Genomic DNA, 14,145 nt, shown 5'->3' with positions numbered 1-14,145 from the left:
GATACGGAACCTGTCAAGCGGAAAGGATGGCTCCCTCACTCCCACTCAATGGTCGCCGGCGGCTTGCCGGAGACGTCGTAGACCACGCGCGACAGGCCCGGCACTTCGTTGATGATGCGCCGCGAGCACAGGTCCAGCAGTTCGTAGGGCAGGTGTGCCCAGCGGGCGGTCATGAAGTCCACGGTCTCGACCGCGCGCAGGGCCACCACCGGCTCGTAGCGGCGGCCGTCGCCGGTGACGCCGACGCTTTTGACCGGCAGATACACGGCAAAGGCCTGGCTGGTCCGCTCGTACCAGCCGGCGCGGCGCAGTTCTTCGATGAAGATGTGGTCGGCCAGGCGCAGGGTGTCGGCGGCGGCCTTGGTGACTTCGCCGAGGATGCGCACGCCAAGGCCCGGCCCGGGGAAGGGGTGGCGCTGCACCATCTCGGCCGGCAGGCCCAGTTCCAGGCCGATGGCGCGCACCTCGTCCTTGAACAGCTCGCGCAGCGGCTCGACCAGTTTCAGCTTCATGTGCTCGGGCAGGCCGCCGACGTTGTGGTGGCTCTTGATGACGTGTGCCTTGCCGGTCTTGCTGCCGGCCGATTCGATCACGTCCGGGTAGATGGTGCCCTGGGCCAGGAAGTCGACGCCCTCGATCCGGGCGGCCTGCTCGTCGAATACGTCGATGAACAGCCCGCCGATGATCTTGCGTTTGGCCTCGGGGTCGGCCACGCCACGCAGCGCATCCAGAAAGCGCGCCTCGGCATCGACCCGAATCACCTTGACGCCGAGGTTGCGCGCGAACACCTGCATGACCTGGTCGCCCTCCTGATGGCGCAGCAGGCCGTTATCGACGAACACGCAGGTGAGCTGGTCGCCGATGGCCTTGTGCAGCAGCGCGGCGACCACGGACGAATCGACCCCGCCCGACAGGCCCAGCAGTACCTTGCCGTCGCCGACCTGCCGACGCACGGCGGCGATGGCGTCCTCGATGATGTTGCCGGGCGTCCAGGCGTTGCCGCAGCCGCAGATCTCGTGCACGAAGCGCGCGTAGATGCGGGTGCCCTGGGTGGTGTGGGTGACCTCGGGGTGGAACTGGAAGGCGTAATAGCCGCGCGCCTCGTCGGCCATGCCGGCGAGCGGCACGTCGGCGGTGGAGGCGATGCGCTTGAAGCCTTCCGGCAGCGCGCTCACGCGATCGCCGTGGCTCATCCAGACGTCGAGCAGGCCGTGGCCCTCGGCATTGACGCGGTCCTCGATGCCGTCGAGCAACCTGGAATGCCCGTGGGCGCGGATCTCGGCGTAGCCGAACTCCTTGACCGCGCCGGGCTCAACGGCGCCGCCGAGCTGCACCGCCATGGTCTGCATGCCGTAGCAGATGCCCAGCACCGGCACGCCGAGCGACCAGACCACCTCGGGCGCGCGCGGCGAGCCGGCCTCGGTGACCGACTCCGGCCCGCCGGAGAGGATGATGCCCTTGGGCGCAAACGCCCGCAGCGCGGCGGCGTCCATGTCCCAGGGGTGGATTTCGCTGTAGACGCCAAGCTCGCGCACGCGCCGGGCGATGAGCTGGGTGTACTGGGAGCCGAAGTCCAGGATCAGGATGCGGTCGGCGTGCAGGTCGGTCATGGGCGGGCCAGGGGCGAGGTTGTGGGAGCGGCGCCGTTGTGGGAGCGGCGCCCCGCCGCGAATCTTCCGATCAAGCTTTCGGCCCGGGGGCGGGCCTCCCACAAGGAAACTTGCTGCCGGCGGCCGGCTCAGTACGACGGGTAGTTGGGCGCTTCCTTGGTCACCGTCACGTCGTGCACGTGGCTTTCGGCCACGCCCGAGCCGGTGATGCGGGCGAAGCGCGTGTTGTGCCGGAACTGCTCGAGCGTGCGGCAGCCGGTGTAGCCCATGCTGGCGCGCACGCCGCCGCACAGCTGGTGCACGATCGGCACCGCCGAGCCCTTGTACGGCACGCGGCCTTCGATGCCCTCGGGCACCAGCTTTTCGGCCTCGCTGCCGTCCTGAAAGTAGCGGTCACTGGACCCGTACTGACCACCCATGGCGCCCAGCGAGCCCATGCCGCGGTAGGACTTGTAGGAGCGGCCCTGGAACAGTTCGACCTCGCCGGGCGCTTCCTCGGTGCCGGCAAAGATGTTGCCCAGCATCACCGTGTGCGCCCCGGCGGCCAATGCCTTGGCCAGGTCGCCCGAGTAGCGCACGCCGCCATCGGCGATCAGCGGCACGTCGGTGCCTTCCAGGCCCTGGGCGGCGTTGTGGATGGCGCTGATCTGCGGCACGCCGACGCCGGCCACCATGCGCGTGGTGCAGATCGAGCCCGGCCCGATGCCGACCTTGACGCCGTCGGCGCCGGCCTCGACCAGCGCGCGGGCGCCCTCGCCGGTGGCCACGTTGCCGCCCACCACTTGCACCTGCGGCTGCTCTGCCTTGAGCCAGCGCACCATGTCCAGCACGCCGCGCGTGTGGCCGTGGGCGGTGTCCACCACCAGCACGTCGACGCCGGCCTCGATCAGCGCCAGCGCGCGCTCGCGGCCGTTCTCGCCGACACCGACCGCGGCGCCGACCAGCAGGTGGCCCTGGTCGTCGCGGGCGGCGTTGGGGTGCTGGGTCTGTTTTTCGATGTCCTTGACCGTAATGAGGCCGCGCAGGTGAAAGTCGTCGTCCACCACCAGCACTTTCTCGATGCGGTGGGCGTGCAGCAGGGCGATCACGTCCTCGCGCGGCGCGCCCTCGCGGACCGTCTGCAGGCGCGCGCGCGGGGTCATGATGCTGGACACCGGCGCGCTGTAATTGGTCTCGAAGCGCAGGTCGCGGGCGGTGACGATGCCCACCAGATCCTCGCCGTCCACCACCGGCACGCCGGAGATGCGGTGCGCCCGGGTGAGCGCCATCACCTCGCCGATGCTCATGTCCGGCCGGGCGGTGATGGGGTTCTTGATGACGCCGCTTTCGAACTTCTTGACCCGCAGCACCTCGGCCGCCTGGCGTTCGAGGGGCATGTTCTTGTGGATGATGCCCATGCCGCCCTGCAGGGCCAGGCAGATGCCCAGGCCGGACTCGGTAACGGTGTCCATGGCTGCCGACAGCAGCGGGATGCGCAGGGAAATCTCCCGCGTGACGCGGGAGCTGAGGTCCACCTCGCGCGGCAGTACGTCCGAGTAGGCCGGGATCAGCAGGACGTCGTCGAAGGTCAGGGCTTCGTAGGCGATGCGCATAGGGGGCGACCCGCGGCAGCAGCTTGAGGGTCGGCCCATTATAGGCCGGCGCCGCAGGCCGGCCAATGCGCCTGCCGGCAGCCTGCGACCGGAACCCTATAATCGCCGGCCCTGTTCCGGTCTGCCGCTCATGCCCGCCATCGAACCCGCCGTCAGTCGCGCCGGCCCACCCGAGCGGGACGTCTACACGCCGTCCCGCCTCACGCTGGAGGTGCGCGCGCTGCTGGAGGCCGGTTTCCCGCTGCTGTGGCTGGAGGGGGAAATCGGCAATTTCACCGCCGCCGCGTCCGGGCATCTGTACTTCACCCTCAAGGACAGCCGCGCTCAGGTGCGCTGCGTGATGTTTCGCTCGCGCGCCAGCCTGCTGCGTGACCGGCCGCGCACCGGCGATCAGGTGCTGCTGCGGGCGCGGGTGTCGTTCTACGAGGATCGCGGCGAGTTCCAGCTGCTGGTGGAGCACCTGGAGCCGGCCGGCGACGGCGCGCTGCGCCGGGCGCTCGAGGAACGCAAGGCGCGCCTGGCCGCCGAGGGGCTGTTCGACCTGGACCGCAAGCGCCCGCTGCCGACCCTGCCGCAGCGGCTGGCGCTGGTCACCTCGCCGCGCGGCGCGGCGGTGCACGACGTGCTGACCACGCTCGCCCGGCGCTGGCCGACCATCGAGGTGCTGGTGCTGCCGGTGCCGGTGCAGGGCGACGGCGCCGCGGCGGCCATCGTCAAGGCCATCGACACGGCATCCGAAAATGCGCTCGGCGATGTGCTGCTGCTGGTGCGCGGCGGCGGCTCGCTGGAGGATCTGGCCGCCTTCAACGACGAGGCGGTGGTGCGGGCGCTGGCGCGCTGCACGCTGCCGACGGTGGTTGGTGTCGGCCACGAGGTGGACTTCAGCCTGGCCGATCTGGTGGCCGACCAGCGCGCGCCGACGCCGACCGCGGCCGCCGAGCTGGTGGTGCCGGAACGCGGCGAGTGGCTGGCCGCGCTCGCCCAGCGCCAGCGGCGGCTGCTGCGCGCGCTGCAACACCAACTGGAACGCCAGCAGCAGCGCGTGGATTACCTGACGCGGCGGCTGGTGCATCCGGGCGAGCGCCTGCGCCGGCTGGGGGACGATCTGGCCCGCTTGCAGCGGCGCCTGGGCCTGGCGACCCTCGCCTGCCTGACGCGGCGACGCGAACGCCAGGAGCGCGCACTGCTGCGCCTGCGTGGCGCCTCACCCGCAGGCCGAATCTTGGCCGGTGCCGGTCGACTGGATGCCGCAGCCGGCCGGCTCACGCGGGCGCAAGCGCAGCTGCTGCGCGCCCGCGGCGAGGCGTTGGCCGGCGCCGCCGCCCGCCTGCATGCGCTAAGCCCGCTCGCCACGCTGGCGCGCGGCTACGCCATCGTCTCGCGCCCGCCGGACCTGCCCGTGGTGCGGTCGGCGGCGCAGCTTGCGGTGGGCGAGCGGGTACGCTTGCGGCTGGGAAGCGGCGCGGCGGATGCGCGCGTCGAAGCCATCGATGCAAACACGGACGGGGACTGATGCACACGGCACAGATCGAGGTCGGGCGGGGGCAGCGCGCGGGCAGACGCCTGCCCGGCAGCAAGCTGCTGGTCGCGCTGGTGCTGCTGGCGACGCCGTGGCTGGCCACGGCCCTGCCGCGACCGGACCCGGTGCCCGGCGGCGTGGCCGTGCTGACGCTGCCGGCGGGTTTCGATGCCGCCGCCCAGGCGAGCTTCGCCGGCAAGCCGGTGCTGACCGTGCCGGTCGATGATGGCTGGCGGGCGCTGGTCGGCATCCCGCTCGGGCAGACGCCGGGGCCGGCGGCACTGCGCCTGCGGTTCGCGGACGGGCGCACGCGCAACATCGGCTTTACCGTGGCTGCGCGCGAGTACCCCGTGCAGCGCCTGACCATCACCGACCAGGACAAAGTCACCCCGTCGGCCGCCAGCCTCAAGCGCATCGAGCGCGAGCAGGTGGAAATCCTGGCAGCGTTTCGCCATCGCTCCACGCCAGCCCCGCAGCTGCGCTTTGCCATGCCGGCGCAGGGGCCGCTGAGCAGCAATTTCGGCCTGCGCCGGGTCATCAATGGCCAGCCGCGCAGTCCGCATTCGGGCATCGACATCGCCGCCCCGGCCGGCGCGCCCGTCACCGCCCCGGCGCCCGGGCGGGTGCTGCGCGTGGGCGATTATTTCTTTACCGGCAACACGGTGTTCGTGGACCACGGCCAGGGCCTGGTCACGCTGTACTGCCACTTGAGTTCGGTGGCGGTGCGCGAGGGACAGCAGCTGGTGACTGGCGACGCCATCGGCAAGGTCGGCAGCACCGGCCGGGCCACCGGGCCGCATCTGCACTGGGCGCTGAGCCTGAACGACGCGCGCGTCGATCCGCGGCTGTTTCTGGTCACCGAAACCCAAGCCGCGCGTTGATCGGCACACGGCCTGAGGCACAACACATGAGCGGCACCGCGCCGGGCATCGGCGACATCACCGGCAAGCGGCTGCTGATCGTCGGCGCCAGTCGCGGCATTGGCCTTGCCATCGCCACGCGGGCGGCGCAGCTGGGCGCTATGGTGCATCTGACCGCGCGCAGCGCCCAGGCCGCCGCCGGGACCGCGGCGGCACTGGCGGCCACAGCCGGCGCGCAGGTGACAGGCCATGGCCTGGACATCGCTGCCGCCGATGCCACAGCGCGCCTGGATGCCGTGCTGCAGGCCACGGGCGACCTGGACGCGCTGATCTACAACGCTGGCGTGAGCCCCGTCTACGCGCGGCCGGAGCACATCACCGACGCGGCCTTCGATCAGATCATGACGGTGAACCTGCGTGGGCCGTTCCTGGCGGCGCGCGCCTTCGGTGCCCGGTGCCTCACGCAGGGCCGGCCGGGGGCGATCGTGTTCATCGCCTCGGTCGCGTCCCTGATCGGCACGCCGCGCGTGGCTGCCTACAGCGCCAGCAAGGCCGGCGTGCTGGGCCTGACGCGCAGCCTGGCGGTCGACTGGGCGACCGATGGCATCCGCATCAACGCCGTGGCCCCCGGCTGGGTGGCCACCGACATGACGCAGGGCCTGCAGGACAACCGGCATCTGCACGACAGCCTGACCGCGCGCGTGCCGATGGGCCGCTTCGCCCAGCCGGACGAAATCGCCGACGTGGCGCTGTTCCTGGCCTCCGACAGCGCGCGCTACGTGACCGGCTCGGTTTACAGTGTGGACGGCGGCCTGCTTGCGGGCTGACCGTTTTCACCACAGCGGCGGCGCTGTCCGCCTTCAGCCAGGGAGACTGCAATGGCTTACACACGCGCCTGTTCAGTGAACGACGTGCCGGCCGGCGGCATGGCCCGTTTCAAGGTCAACGGCGAAGCGGTCGTCGTCTATAACCTCGCCGACGGCTTTCGGGCCACCGCGGCGAGCTGTTCGCATGTGTTCGGGCCGCTGGCCCGCGGCAAGATTCTCGACGGCCAGCGCGTGCAGTGCCCACTGCACCGGGCCGAGTTCGACATCAAGACCGGCGAGGCCGTGAAGTGGGCCTGCTTCCCGCCCGGCGTGCAGCTGATGAACATCTTCCGGCCCAAGAAGCCGATCAAGACCTACGCCACCAAGGTGGAAGGCGACGCGGTGCTGGTGGACGTTTGAGCTTACAGCCCGCCCCGCGTCACGGGCGCGGGGCGGGCTTTCTGGTAGCGCCGTCAGCCGCGCGCCAGCACCGAATCGGCCACGAACGGGTTGCTGCGCCGCTCGGCGCCGAAGGTGGACATGGGGCCGTGGCCGGGGATGAAGCGCACGTCGTTGCCCAGCGGCCACAGCTGCTCGCGGATGGTGCGCAGCAGGTCGGCGTGGTTGCCGCGGGGAAGGTCGGTGCGGCCGATGGAGCCGGCGAACAGCACGTCGCCCACAAGCGCCAGGCGCGCCTGTGCATCGAAGAACACCACGTGCCCCGGCGTGTGGCCCGGGCAGTGGCGTACGGCCAGTTCGACCTGCCCGAAGCACACCGTGTCGCCGCCCTCGAGCCAGCGGTCGGGCGTGAAGGCCGGCAACGGCGGAAAGCCGAACATCTGCGCCTGCATGGGCAGGCCGTCGATCCAGAACGCATCGTCCGGGTGCGGGCCCTCGACCGGCACGCCGTAGCGGTCACGCAGCGCCACGGTGCCGCCGACGTGGTCCAGGTGGCCGTGGGTAAGGAAGATTTTTTCCAGCCGCGCGCCGTGGCGTTCGATCGCCGCGACGATGTCCTCCACGTCGCCGCCCGGATCGACCAGCGCGGCGGTGTTGCTCGCCGGGCATATCAGCAGCGTGCAGTTCTGCTGCAGCGGCGTGACCGGGATGATCTCGAACCGGAGCGTGTCGGGCATCGGCGGGGTCAGTCGTCCAGCTTGTGTTCGATGATGAGGTTGTCCTGCACCACGCGGCCGCCGATCAGGTGCTCCTGGATAATCCGCTCCAGCACCGGCGGGGTGCAGGAGTGGTACCAGGTGCCATCCGGGTAGACCACGGCCACCGGCCCCTGCTCGCAGATGCGCAGACAACCGGCCTTGGTGCGGTAGACGCCGCCGTCACCGGTGAGCTTGAGCTCGTTCAGGCGTTTTTTGAGGAAATTCCAGGACTCGATGCCGACCTCGCGCGGGCAGCACTTCGGCTCGCTGGCGTCGGCGCACAGGAAGATGTGGCGGCGGATTCGGTCCACGCCCAGGGATTGCGCGGTCTCGCGGATGGTGCTCATGGAATTCCTCGACGGAGTTGGTGCGGGACGCCGGGCGTGGCCGGACGCGGGCCGTTCGGCATGATGGCGGCCGGCCGGCGCGTGCGTCAACGCGGGCCGATAGCGCTGCTGTGCCTGTTGCTGGCCGGCTGCGGGCCGCGGGTGGCGCCCGAGCAGCCACCCCTGCGCGTCGGTCTGGCTCAGCCGGTGCTGGACATCGACCCGCGGCGCGCGGCGGATGCGGCCTCTGCGCGCCTGGCGCGGCTGGTCTACTCGCGCCTGGTCGAGCTGGATGCCGACTACCGACCGCGGCCGGCGGCGGCCGACTGGCAGCAACTGGACGCCCTGCGCTGGCGCTTCACGCTGCGCGAGCCGCGCCCGGACTTCACGGACGGCGCGCCCTTGACGGCCGCGGATGTGGTGGCGACCTACCGGGCGGTGCTCGGGGTGGGGTCGAATGCGGGTGGCGCCTCGCCGCTACGATCGGAGCTGGGCGCGCTGGAGGCGGTGGATGAAGTCGCGCCCGGCCAAATCGATTTCACCCTGAGCCGGCCCGATCCGCTGTTCCCGGCGCGCCTGACGCTGGGCATTGCGCCGGCTCGATGCGCCGCGCCTGGCGTGCGGACCGTGCCGCCCTGTCACTACGACGGCAGCGGGCCGTTCGCGCTGCGGGAGCTCAGTGCGGACCGGATACGGCTGCAGCGCCGGCGCGATGGCCTGGCAGTGGAATTCCGGGTGGTGCCGGACCCGACCGTGCGGGTTCTCAAGCTCCTGCGTGGCGAACTGGACCTGCTGCAGAACGACCTGCCGCCGGAGCTGCTGACGTATCTGGCCGGGCGGCCGGGCATGCAGCTCAGCCGCGCGCCGGGCAGCAGTTACCACTATCTGGGTTTCAACCTGGCCGATCCGGTGACCGGCGACCTGCGCGTGCGCCAGGCGGTGGCGCATGCCATCGACCGCGAGGCGATCGTCCGCCATCTGCTGGGCGGCGCGGCGCGGCTGGCCGGCAGCGTGCTGCCGCCGGGGCACTACGCCGCCGCCGTGCTGCCGCAGTACGCACACGATCCGGCCCTGGCGCGCCGGCTGCTGGCGCAGGCCGGACACACGCAGCCGCGCCTCGTGTACAAGACCTCGACCGATCCGCTGCGCCTGCGCATCGCTACCGCCATCCAGGCGCAACTGGCCGCGGTCGGCATCCGCGTGCGCGTGCAAAGCAACGAGTGGGGCAGTTTTTTCGGCGACATCCGGGCCGGGCGCTTTCAGCTCTACTCGCTGGCCTGGGTCGGCATCACCCAGCCGGAGGTGCTGCGCCAGCTTTTTCACAGCGCCTCGCTGCCGCCGGCCGGCGCCAATCGCGGCCGCTTCATGAGTCCGCCGGTGGACGCGCTGCTGGATGCGGCGGCGCAGGCACAGGGCGCCGCGCAGGTCGATCTGTACCGGCAGGCGCAGCTGGCCATCCACGCCCAGCTGCCCTACGTGCCGCTGTGGTACGAGGATAATGTCGCGGTCGCCCGCGCCGGCCTGCGCGGCTACGCGCTGCGCCCGGACGGCGCCTGGGATGCCCTCGAATTCACCGACCCGCCCCCTGTAGGCCCCCTGTAGGCACAAATGCCCGACATCCGCATTGACCTTGCCCGCCAGTGGCTGGAGCTGCGCCAGGACGGCGAGCTGCTGCTGGCGGCGCCGGTGTCGACCGCCGCCGCCGGCCTGGGCGAGCGCTTCGGCAGCTTCCAGACGCCGCGCGGACGCCATGTGGTGCGCGCCAGAATCGGCGCCGGCGCGCCGCTGGGGGCGGTGTTCGTCGGCCGGCGCTGGACCGGCGAGGTCTACAGCCCGCAGCTGGCGGCGCAGCACCCGGGCCGGGACTGGATCCTGACGCGCATCCTGTGGTTGTCCGGCTGCGAAGTCGGTCGCAACCGGCTGGGCGAGGTCGACACCCTGCGGCGCTACATCTACATCCACGGCACGCCGGACACCACGCCGCTGGGCGTGCCTGGCTCCAAGGGCTGCGTGCGCATGGGCAACGCCGACCTGTTGCGGTTGTTCGAGCTGACGCCGGCCGGCACGCCGGTGGACCTGGTGGAGTGAGCCGCCTGCTGCGCCAGCTGGCCGCCACCGCCGGCACGGTGCTGGCGGTGCTGGTGACGGTGTTTCTGCTGGTGCGCGTGCTGCCGGGCGATCCGGTGGAAGTGATGCTCGGCGAGCGCGCCAGCGGCGCCGACCGCGCGGCGCTGGTGGCCCAGCTCGGACTCGACCGGCCGCTGCCGGTGCAGCTTGGCGATTACCTGCGCGGGCTGGCGCGGCTGGATCTTGGGCAGTCGCTGCGCTATCACGAGCCGGTGACGACCCTGATCGGCGGCCGTCTGCCGGCCACGCTGGAGCTGGCCGGTGCCGCGCTGGCGCTGGCCGTGGTGCTGGCGCTGCCGCTGGGGATCGTCATGGCGCTGCGCGCCGGCCGGCTGGCGGGGCGCCTGGCCGGCACGCTGACGCTGCTGGGCCTGGCGCTGCCGGGCTTCTGGTTCGGGCCGCTGCTGATCCTGCTGTTTGCGGTGCGGCTGGGCTGGCTGCCGGTGGCCGGGCGGGAGGGCCTGGCATCGCTCGCGTTGCCGGCACTGACGCTGGCGCTCGGCCTGGCGGCCACGCTGGCGCGCCAGCTGGCGGCCAATCTGACCGAGACGCTGGCCGCCGAGCACGTGCGCACCGCTCGCGCCAAGGGCCTGCCGCCGGGCCAGGTACTGTGGCGGCACGGCGTGCGCAATGCGCTGCTGCCGGTGGCCACGGTGTTCGGTTTGCAGGTCGGGGCACTGCTGGGCGGGGCGGTGATCACCGAGACGGTGTTCGCCTGGCCGGGCCTGGGTGCGCTGACGGTGGAGGCGATCGGCGCCCGTGACTACCCGCTGGTGCAGGGCTGCGTGCTGCTGATCGCCGGCGTGTACGTGCTGGTCAACGGCCTGACGGAGCTGGCCTACGGCTGGATCGACCCGCGCGTGCGCCGGCCGTGAGAGGGGCCGTTGCAGTGCTGGGCGCCTGGCTGGCGCTGTCGCTGCTGGCGCCATGGCTGGGTCTGGATCCGGACACGCCGCGGCTGGACCGGGTGCTGCAGGCCCCGACGCTGCTGCCGGGTGCCTGGCTGGGCTGCGACGAGCTCGGCCGGCCGCTGCTCGATCGCCTGCTGGCCGGATCGCAGGTGTCGCTGGCGGTGATGGTGCAGGTGGTGGCAGGCCAGGCGCTGCTGGGCATCGCGGCCGGGCTGGCCGGCGGGTATCTCGGCGGCTGGCCGGACCGCTGCCTGCGCTGGGTGACGGATCTGGTGCTGGCCTTTCCGGGGCTGCTGCTGGCCCTGCTGCTGGCCGGATTGCTGGGGCCGGGCATCGACAACGTGGTGATCGCACTGGTCAGCGTCGGCTGGGTTGGCTTTGCGCGCCTGACCCGCGCCCAGGTGCTGGCGCTGCGGCGCGCCGATCACGTGGCGGCGGCGGTGGCGCTCGGCTGCGGGCACATGCGCATCCTTGGCCGGCACCTGCTGCCGCTGCTGGCGGCGCCGCTGCTGGTCGAGGCGGTGCTGGCCAGCGCGGGGGCCATCACCGCCGAGGCCGGGCTGTCGTTTCTGGGACTCGGCGTGCAGCCGCCGCAGGCGTCCTGGGGCGGCCTCATCCGCGAGGGCGCCCGCTACCTGCTGGTGGCGCCGCATTACCTGCTGCTGCCGGGCGCCGCCCTGGTGGCGGTCATCTACGCCATCAGCGTGCTGGGCGAGAACCTGCGCCGACGGCTTGATCCCAAGGAAAGCGCTGATTTATTCAGCGCTTTCCGTCCGGGGCAGGATGCCCCGACATGAAGCAAGCACGAAGTGCTTGCTTCATGGAGCCCGGCGCGGGCGTGTACCGCGCCGAGGCGAGCGGAAAATGCCAGGGATGGCATTTTTCAGCACTTCCGAAGGGAACGACATGACTTACGGCTGGGCCGACGCGGTCGGCAATCTTGGCGTGCTGCTGGTGCTCGCCAGCTACCTTGGCCTGCAGCTTGGCCGCATCGACAGCCAGGGCGTGGCGTATTCGGCCTGCAACGCCGTCGGCGCCGTGCTGCTGCTGGTGTCGCTGACGGTCAACTTCAACCTGTCGTCGGTCATCATCGAGATTTTCTGGCTCGCCATCAGCGCAGTTGGCCTGTGGCGGGGTTGGCGTCGCCGCGCCGGCCGCCAGGGAAGCGCCGAATAAATCCATCCTGGATTTGCGGGCGCCCGCCACCGAAAACCTTGTGGGAGCGCAGCTTCGCTGCGCGATGATCGCCCGGCATAGCCGGGCTCCCACGGTGTTCCAAGGGCTCACAAAAGCAGCAGCTTGCAGCCCGACTTTGGCAGCGCGTCCCTGCGCGATCAGACCCGGTAGAAATCCATCACGTCGCGGATCAGGTCGTTGGCGACGATGATCTTCTTGGCGATGATCTTGAGCGTGCCGGCCACCGGCCGCAGCCGGTGCTCGTAGTGGCAGTAGAAGTTGTCGATGGTCTTGTGCCGGTAGCTCATGGTCTGGCAGTTGGAATAGACCATGATGTCGCCGTCGCCTTGCGGCTCGGTCAGGATGTTGCTGATCTGGTGCACCGTGCGCGGCAGCGGCACCGAGGCCGATGACATGCCGGTGCGGATGCGAAACACGCGGTCTTCCAGCCCCGTGCGGTCGCCGTACCACATCAGCGACAGCTGGCTTTGCGGGTCGGTGGTCAACTCGTATTCGGTGTCCCACATCGGGATCCAGAAGCTCGCTTCGGGCAGGTACAGGTCCAGCCAGCCGTCCCAGTCGCGCTGGTCGAGGCGCCGCGCCTCGGTGTAGAGCAGGTCGGCGCAGGCCTGCGTGATGTCTTGCTTCATGATCGTGTCCTGGCGTGTGGCGGCGGTCAGCCTTGCGGGCCGTGGGTCAGGGTTTCCAGCCACCAGCGGTGCTGGGCGGCCATGATTCCCTCGTCCTCCAGCCTGGTGCCGAAGGACTGCACCTGGATGCCCAGCGAGGCGGCTTCCTCGTTCGGTTCGTTGAAGTGCACGTGCTTGAGGCCGCGCGAGACGTCGTTCCAACGCGCCGCCTTGGCCTTGTAGGCGATCTGGCTTTGCGTGAATTCCATGATGTCGTCCGGCGTGGCCATGCCCGAGGCGTTGAAGAAGTCCTCCCACTGGCGGATGCGGTGGCTGCGGTCCTTGGCCGACTCGCCCCGCGGCGCGATGCCGTAGATGGTGACCTCGGTCTCGTCGACCGAAATGGGCCGGAACACGCGAATCTGCGTCGAGGTCTGATCCATCACGAACACGTTCGGATACAGCAGCAGGTTGCGCAGGCGCGCCACCATCCAGTGCGCCTTCTGGGCGCCGAATTTTTCGGTGTACGCTGCCAGCTGGCTGAAGTTGGGCCGGTCGGTGGGGTTCGGGAAATCGCCCCACAGCATGACGTGGCCGTGGCCCAGGTCGAAGAAGCCGCCCTTTTTCTTGTCGATGCCGCCGACCTGCATGGCCTTGACCGGGTCGGCGTCGCCACGCAGCTTGCGCCGGTGCTCGGTGGTCATCACGTAATTGCCGTGCGTGGCGTACAGGTGGTAGCCGTCGACGCCGTTCTCGGCCTGGATCTTCCAGTTGCCCCTGAAGGTGTAGGTGGACGAGCCCTTCAGGATCTCGAGGCCTTGCGGGCTCTGGTCGGCCAGCAGGTCGATGCAGGCCGTGGCCGGTCCCAGGTGCTGTTCCAGTGGCAGCACGTCGGCGTTCAGGCTGCCGAAGATGAAGCCGCGGTAGCTCTTGACCTGCGGCACTTTCGTCAGGCCGTAGTTCTTCTTGTCGAAACAGTCCGGGTAGCCGGCGCCGTCTTCCTTGAACACCACCTTGGCATCGCCGCGGGTGTCGAACACCCAGCCGTGGAAGGGGCAGCTGTAGTCGGCCCGGTTGCCGCGCACTTCGCGCACCAGCGTGGTGCCGCGGTGTCCGCAGGCATTGATGAAGGCGTTGACCTCGCCTTCCGGGCTGCGCACCAGGATCACCGGCTGGCGACCCATGAACAGGGTCATGAAGTCGTTCGGGTTCGGGATCTGGCTCTCGTGGGCCAGATAAATCCAGTTGCCTTCCCAGATGCGCTCCATTTCGAGCTCGAAGATTTCCGGGTCGGTGAAGATGGAGCGGTCCACCCGCACCACGCCGGCCTCGACCCGGTCGTCCAGATACCCAGCCAGATTCACGGTGCCGGCGCTGCTGCGTGCGTCCATTGGCGATCTCCTCGCGTGCGAAAGCTGTTTGCCCGGAGCCT

At 70.5% G+C, this 14,145-nt stretch carries 15 protein-coding genes; 9 read left to right on the top strand and 6 right to left on the bottom strand.

The window, feature by feature from the left end:
- Positions 1–35: 35 nt before the first annotated feature.
- On the bottom strand, positions 36–1,610 hold the full coding sequence (gene guaA / locus PG2T_RS10315) for a glutamine-hydrolyzing GMP synthase (RefSeq protein WP_068804924.1): 1,575 nt from the start codon (positions 1,608–1,610) through the stop codon (positions 36–38).
- Positions 1,611–1,738: 128 nt separating this feature from the next.
- Positions 1,739–3,202 carry an IMP dehydrogenase gene (gene guaB, locus PG2T_RS10310; RefSeq protein WP_068804921.1) on the bottom strand — a complete coding sequence of 488 codons (1,464 nt, stop codon included), beginning with the start codon at positions 3,200–3,202 and terminating at the stop codon, positions 1,739–1,741.
- A 130-nt stretch (positions 3,203–3,332) separates the two neighbouring features.
- Between guaB and xseA the strand changes: the two genes are divergently transcribed.
- The 4 genes from xseA to PG2T_RS10290 are packed head-to-tail and all read left to right on the top strand — an operon-like array spanning position 3,333 to position 6,807.
- Entirely contained in the window at positions 3,333–4,715 is a 1,383-nt protein-coding gene (gene xseA / locus PG2T_RS10305; RefSeq protein ID WP_068804917.1) for an exodeoxyribonuclease VII large subunit, read from the top strand.
- The gene (locus PG2T_RS10300) at positions 4,715–5,602 is read left to right on the top strand and encodes a M23 family metallopeptidase (protein ID WP_083214873.1); all 888 of its coding nucleotides are present in this window, start codon (positions 4,715–4,717) and stop codon (positions 5,600–5,602) included. The genes xseA and PG2T_RS10300 overlap by 1 nt, the downstream gene beginning before the upstream one ends.
- Before the next feature lie 26 nt (positions 5,603–5,628).
- The gene (locus tag PG2T_RS10295) at positions 5,629–6,408 is read left to right on the top strand and encodes an SDR family NAD(P)-dependent oxidoreductase (RefSeq protein ID WP_068804914.1); all 780 of its coding nucleotides are present in this window, start codon (positions 5,629–5,631) and stop codon (positions 6,406–6,408) included.
- A gap of 51 nt (positions 6,409–6,459) precedes the next feature.
- Positions 6,460–6,807 carry a Rieske (2Fe-2S) protein gene (locus tag PG2T_RS10290; RefSeq protein WP_068804912.1) on the top strand — a complete coding sequence of 116 codons (348 nt, stop codon included), beginning with the start codon at positions 6,460–6,462 and terminating at the stop codon, positions 6,805–6,807.
- Positions 6,808–6,860: 53 nt separating this feature from the next.
- On the opposite strand, the gene PG2T_RS10285 is transcribed toward PG2T_RS10290, so the two are convergent.
- Together PG2T_RS10285 and PG2T_RS10280 are read right to left on the bottom strand one after the other, a co-directional pair.
- Entirely contained in the window at positions 6,861–7,523 is a 663-nt protein-coding gene (locus tag PG2T_RS10285) for an MBL fold metallo-hydrolase (protein WP_068804909.1), read from the bottom strand.
- Positions 7,524–7,531: 8 nt separating this feature from the next.
- Positions 7,532–7,891: a (2Fe-2S) ferredoxin domain-containing protein gene (locus tag PG2T_RS10280; protein WP_068804906.1), complete on the bottom strand. Its 360-nt coding sequence runs from the start codon at positions 7,889–7,891 to the stop codon at positions 7,532–7,534.
- Between the two features lie 36 nt (positions 7,892–7,927).
- On the opposite strand from PG2T_RS10280, the gene PG2T_RS10275 reads away from it, so the two are divergent.
- The 5 genes from PG2T_RS10275 to PG2T_RS10255 all read left to right on the top strand — a co-directional run bounded on the left by PG2T_RS10275 (position 7,928) and on the right by PG2T_RS10255 (position 12,084).
- Positions 7,928–9,472, top strand: coding sequence for an ABC transporter substrate-binding protein (locus tag PG2T_RS10275; protein WP_202816308.1), 1,545 nt, complete (start codon positions 7,928–7,930; stop codon positions 9,470–9,472).
- A gap of 6 nt (positions 9,473–9,478) precedes the next feature.
- Positions 9,479–9,958: a L,D-transpeptidase gene (locus PG2T_RS10270; protein ID WP_068804903.1), complete on the top strand. Its 480-nt coding sequence runs from the start codon at positions 9,479–9,481 to the stop codon at positions 9,956–9,958.
- Positions 9,955–10,872, top strand: a complete 918-nt coding sequence (locus tag PG2T_RS10265; RefSeq protein WP_068804900.1) for an ABC transporter permease — start codon at positions 9,955–9,957, stop codon at positions 10,870–10,872. Before PG2T_RS10270 ends, PG2T_RS10265 begins: the two co-directional genes overlap by 4 nt.
- A complete protein-coding gene (locus PG2T_RS10260) occupies positions 10,869–11,705 on the top strand; it encodes an ABC transporter permease (protein WP_068804897.1) in 837 nt (278 codons plus the stop codon). Before PG2T_RS10265 ends, PG2T_RS10260 begins: the two co-directional genes overlap by 4 nt.
- 109 nt (positions 11,706–11,814) lie before the next feature.
- Entirely contained in the window at positions 11,815–12,084 is a 270-nt protein-coding gene (locus PG2T_RS10255) for a CBU_0592 family membrane protein (protein ID WP_068808163.1), read from the top strand.
- 158 nt (positions 12,085–12,242) lie between these two features.
- On the opposite strand, the gene PG2T_RS10250 is transcribed toward PG2T_RS10255, so the two are convergent.
- The gene (locus PG2T_RS10250; RefSeq protein WP_068804895.1) at positions 12,243–12,734 is read right to left on the bottom strand and encodes an aromatic-ring-hydroxylating dioxygenase subunit beta; all 492 of its coding nucleotides are present in this window, start codon (positions 12,732–12,734) and stop codon (positions 12,243–12,245) included.
- A 26-nt stretch (positions 12,735–12,760) separates the two neighbouring features.
- Complete coding sequence (locus tag PG2T_RS10245) at positions 12,761–14,104, bottom strand: Rieske 2Fe-2S domain-containing protein (RefSeq protein WP_068804892.1); 1,344 nt, start codon at positions 14,102–14,104, stop codon at positions 12,761–12,763.
- Between the last annotated feature and the right edge of the window lie 41 nt (positions 14,105–14,145).

The sequence above is a fragment of the Immundisolibacter cernigliae genome, from assembly GCF_001697225.1.
Lineage (GTDB): Bacteria > Pseudomonadota > Gammaproteobacteria > Immundisolibacterales > Immundisolibacteraceae > Immundisolibacter > Immundisolibacter cernigliae.
Note: the sequence above shows the minus strand (reverse complement) of the source record. Positions and strands in the feature narration are given on the sequence as shown.

Excerpts from the sequence above, each read along its gene's own strand:
- guaA (WP_068804924.1), bottom strand. The coding sequence starts at position 1,610 with ATGACCGACCTGCACGCCGACCGCATCCTGATCCTGGACTTCGGCTCC.
- guaB (WP_068804921.1), bottom strand. The coding sequence starts at position 3,202 with ATGCGCATCGCCTACGAAGCCCTGACCTTCGACGACGTCCTGCTGATC.
- xseA (WP_068804917.1), top strand. The coding sequence starts at position 3,333 with ATGCCCGCCATCGAACCCGCCGTCAGTCGCGCCGGCCCACCCGAGCGG.
- PG2T_RS10300 (WP_083214873.1), top strand. The coding sequence starts at position 4,715 with ATGCACACGGCACAGATCGAGGTCGGGCGGGGGCAGCGCGCGGGCAGA.
- PG2T_RS10295 (WP_068804914.1), top strand. The coding sequence starts at position 5,629 with ATGAGCGGCACCGCGCCGGGCATCGGCGACATCACCGGCAAGCGGCTG.
- PG2T_RS10290 (WP_068804912.1), top strand. The coding sequence starts at position 6,460 with ATGGCTTACACACGCGCCTGTTCAGTGAACGACGTGCCGGCCGGCGGC.
- PG2T_RS10285 (WP_068804909.1), bottom strand. The coding sequence starts at position 7,523 with ATGCCCGACACGCTCCGGTTCGAGATCATCCCGGTCACGCCGCTGCAG.
- PG2T_RS10280 (WP_068804906.1), bottom strand. The coding sequence starts at position 7,891 with ATGAGCACCATCCGCGAGACCGCGCAATCCCTGGGCGTGGACCGAATC.
- PG2T_RS10270 (WP_068804903.1), top strand. The coding sequence starts at position 9,479 with ATGCCCGACATCCGCATTGACCTTGCCCGCCAGTGGCTGGAGCTGCGC.
- PG2T_RS10255 (WP_068808163.1), top strand. The coding sequence starts at position 11,815 with ATGACTTACGGCTGGGCCGACGCGGTCGGCAATCTTGGCGTGCTGCTG.
- PG2T_RS10250 (WP_068804895.1), bottom strand. The coding sequence starts at position 12,734 with ATGAAGCAAGACATCACGCAGGCCTGCGCCGACCTGCTCTACACCGAG.
- PG2T_RS10245 (WP_068804892.1), bottom strand. The coding sequence starts at position 14,104 with ATGGACGCACGCAGCAGCGCCGGCACCGTGAATCTGGCTGGGTATCTG.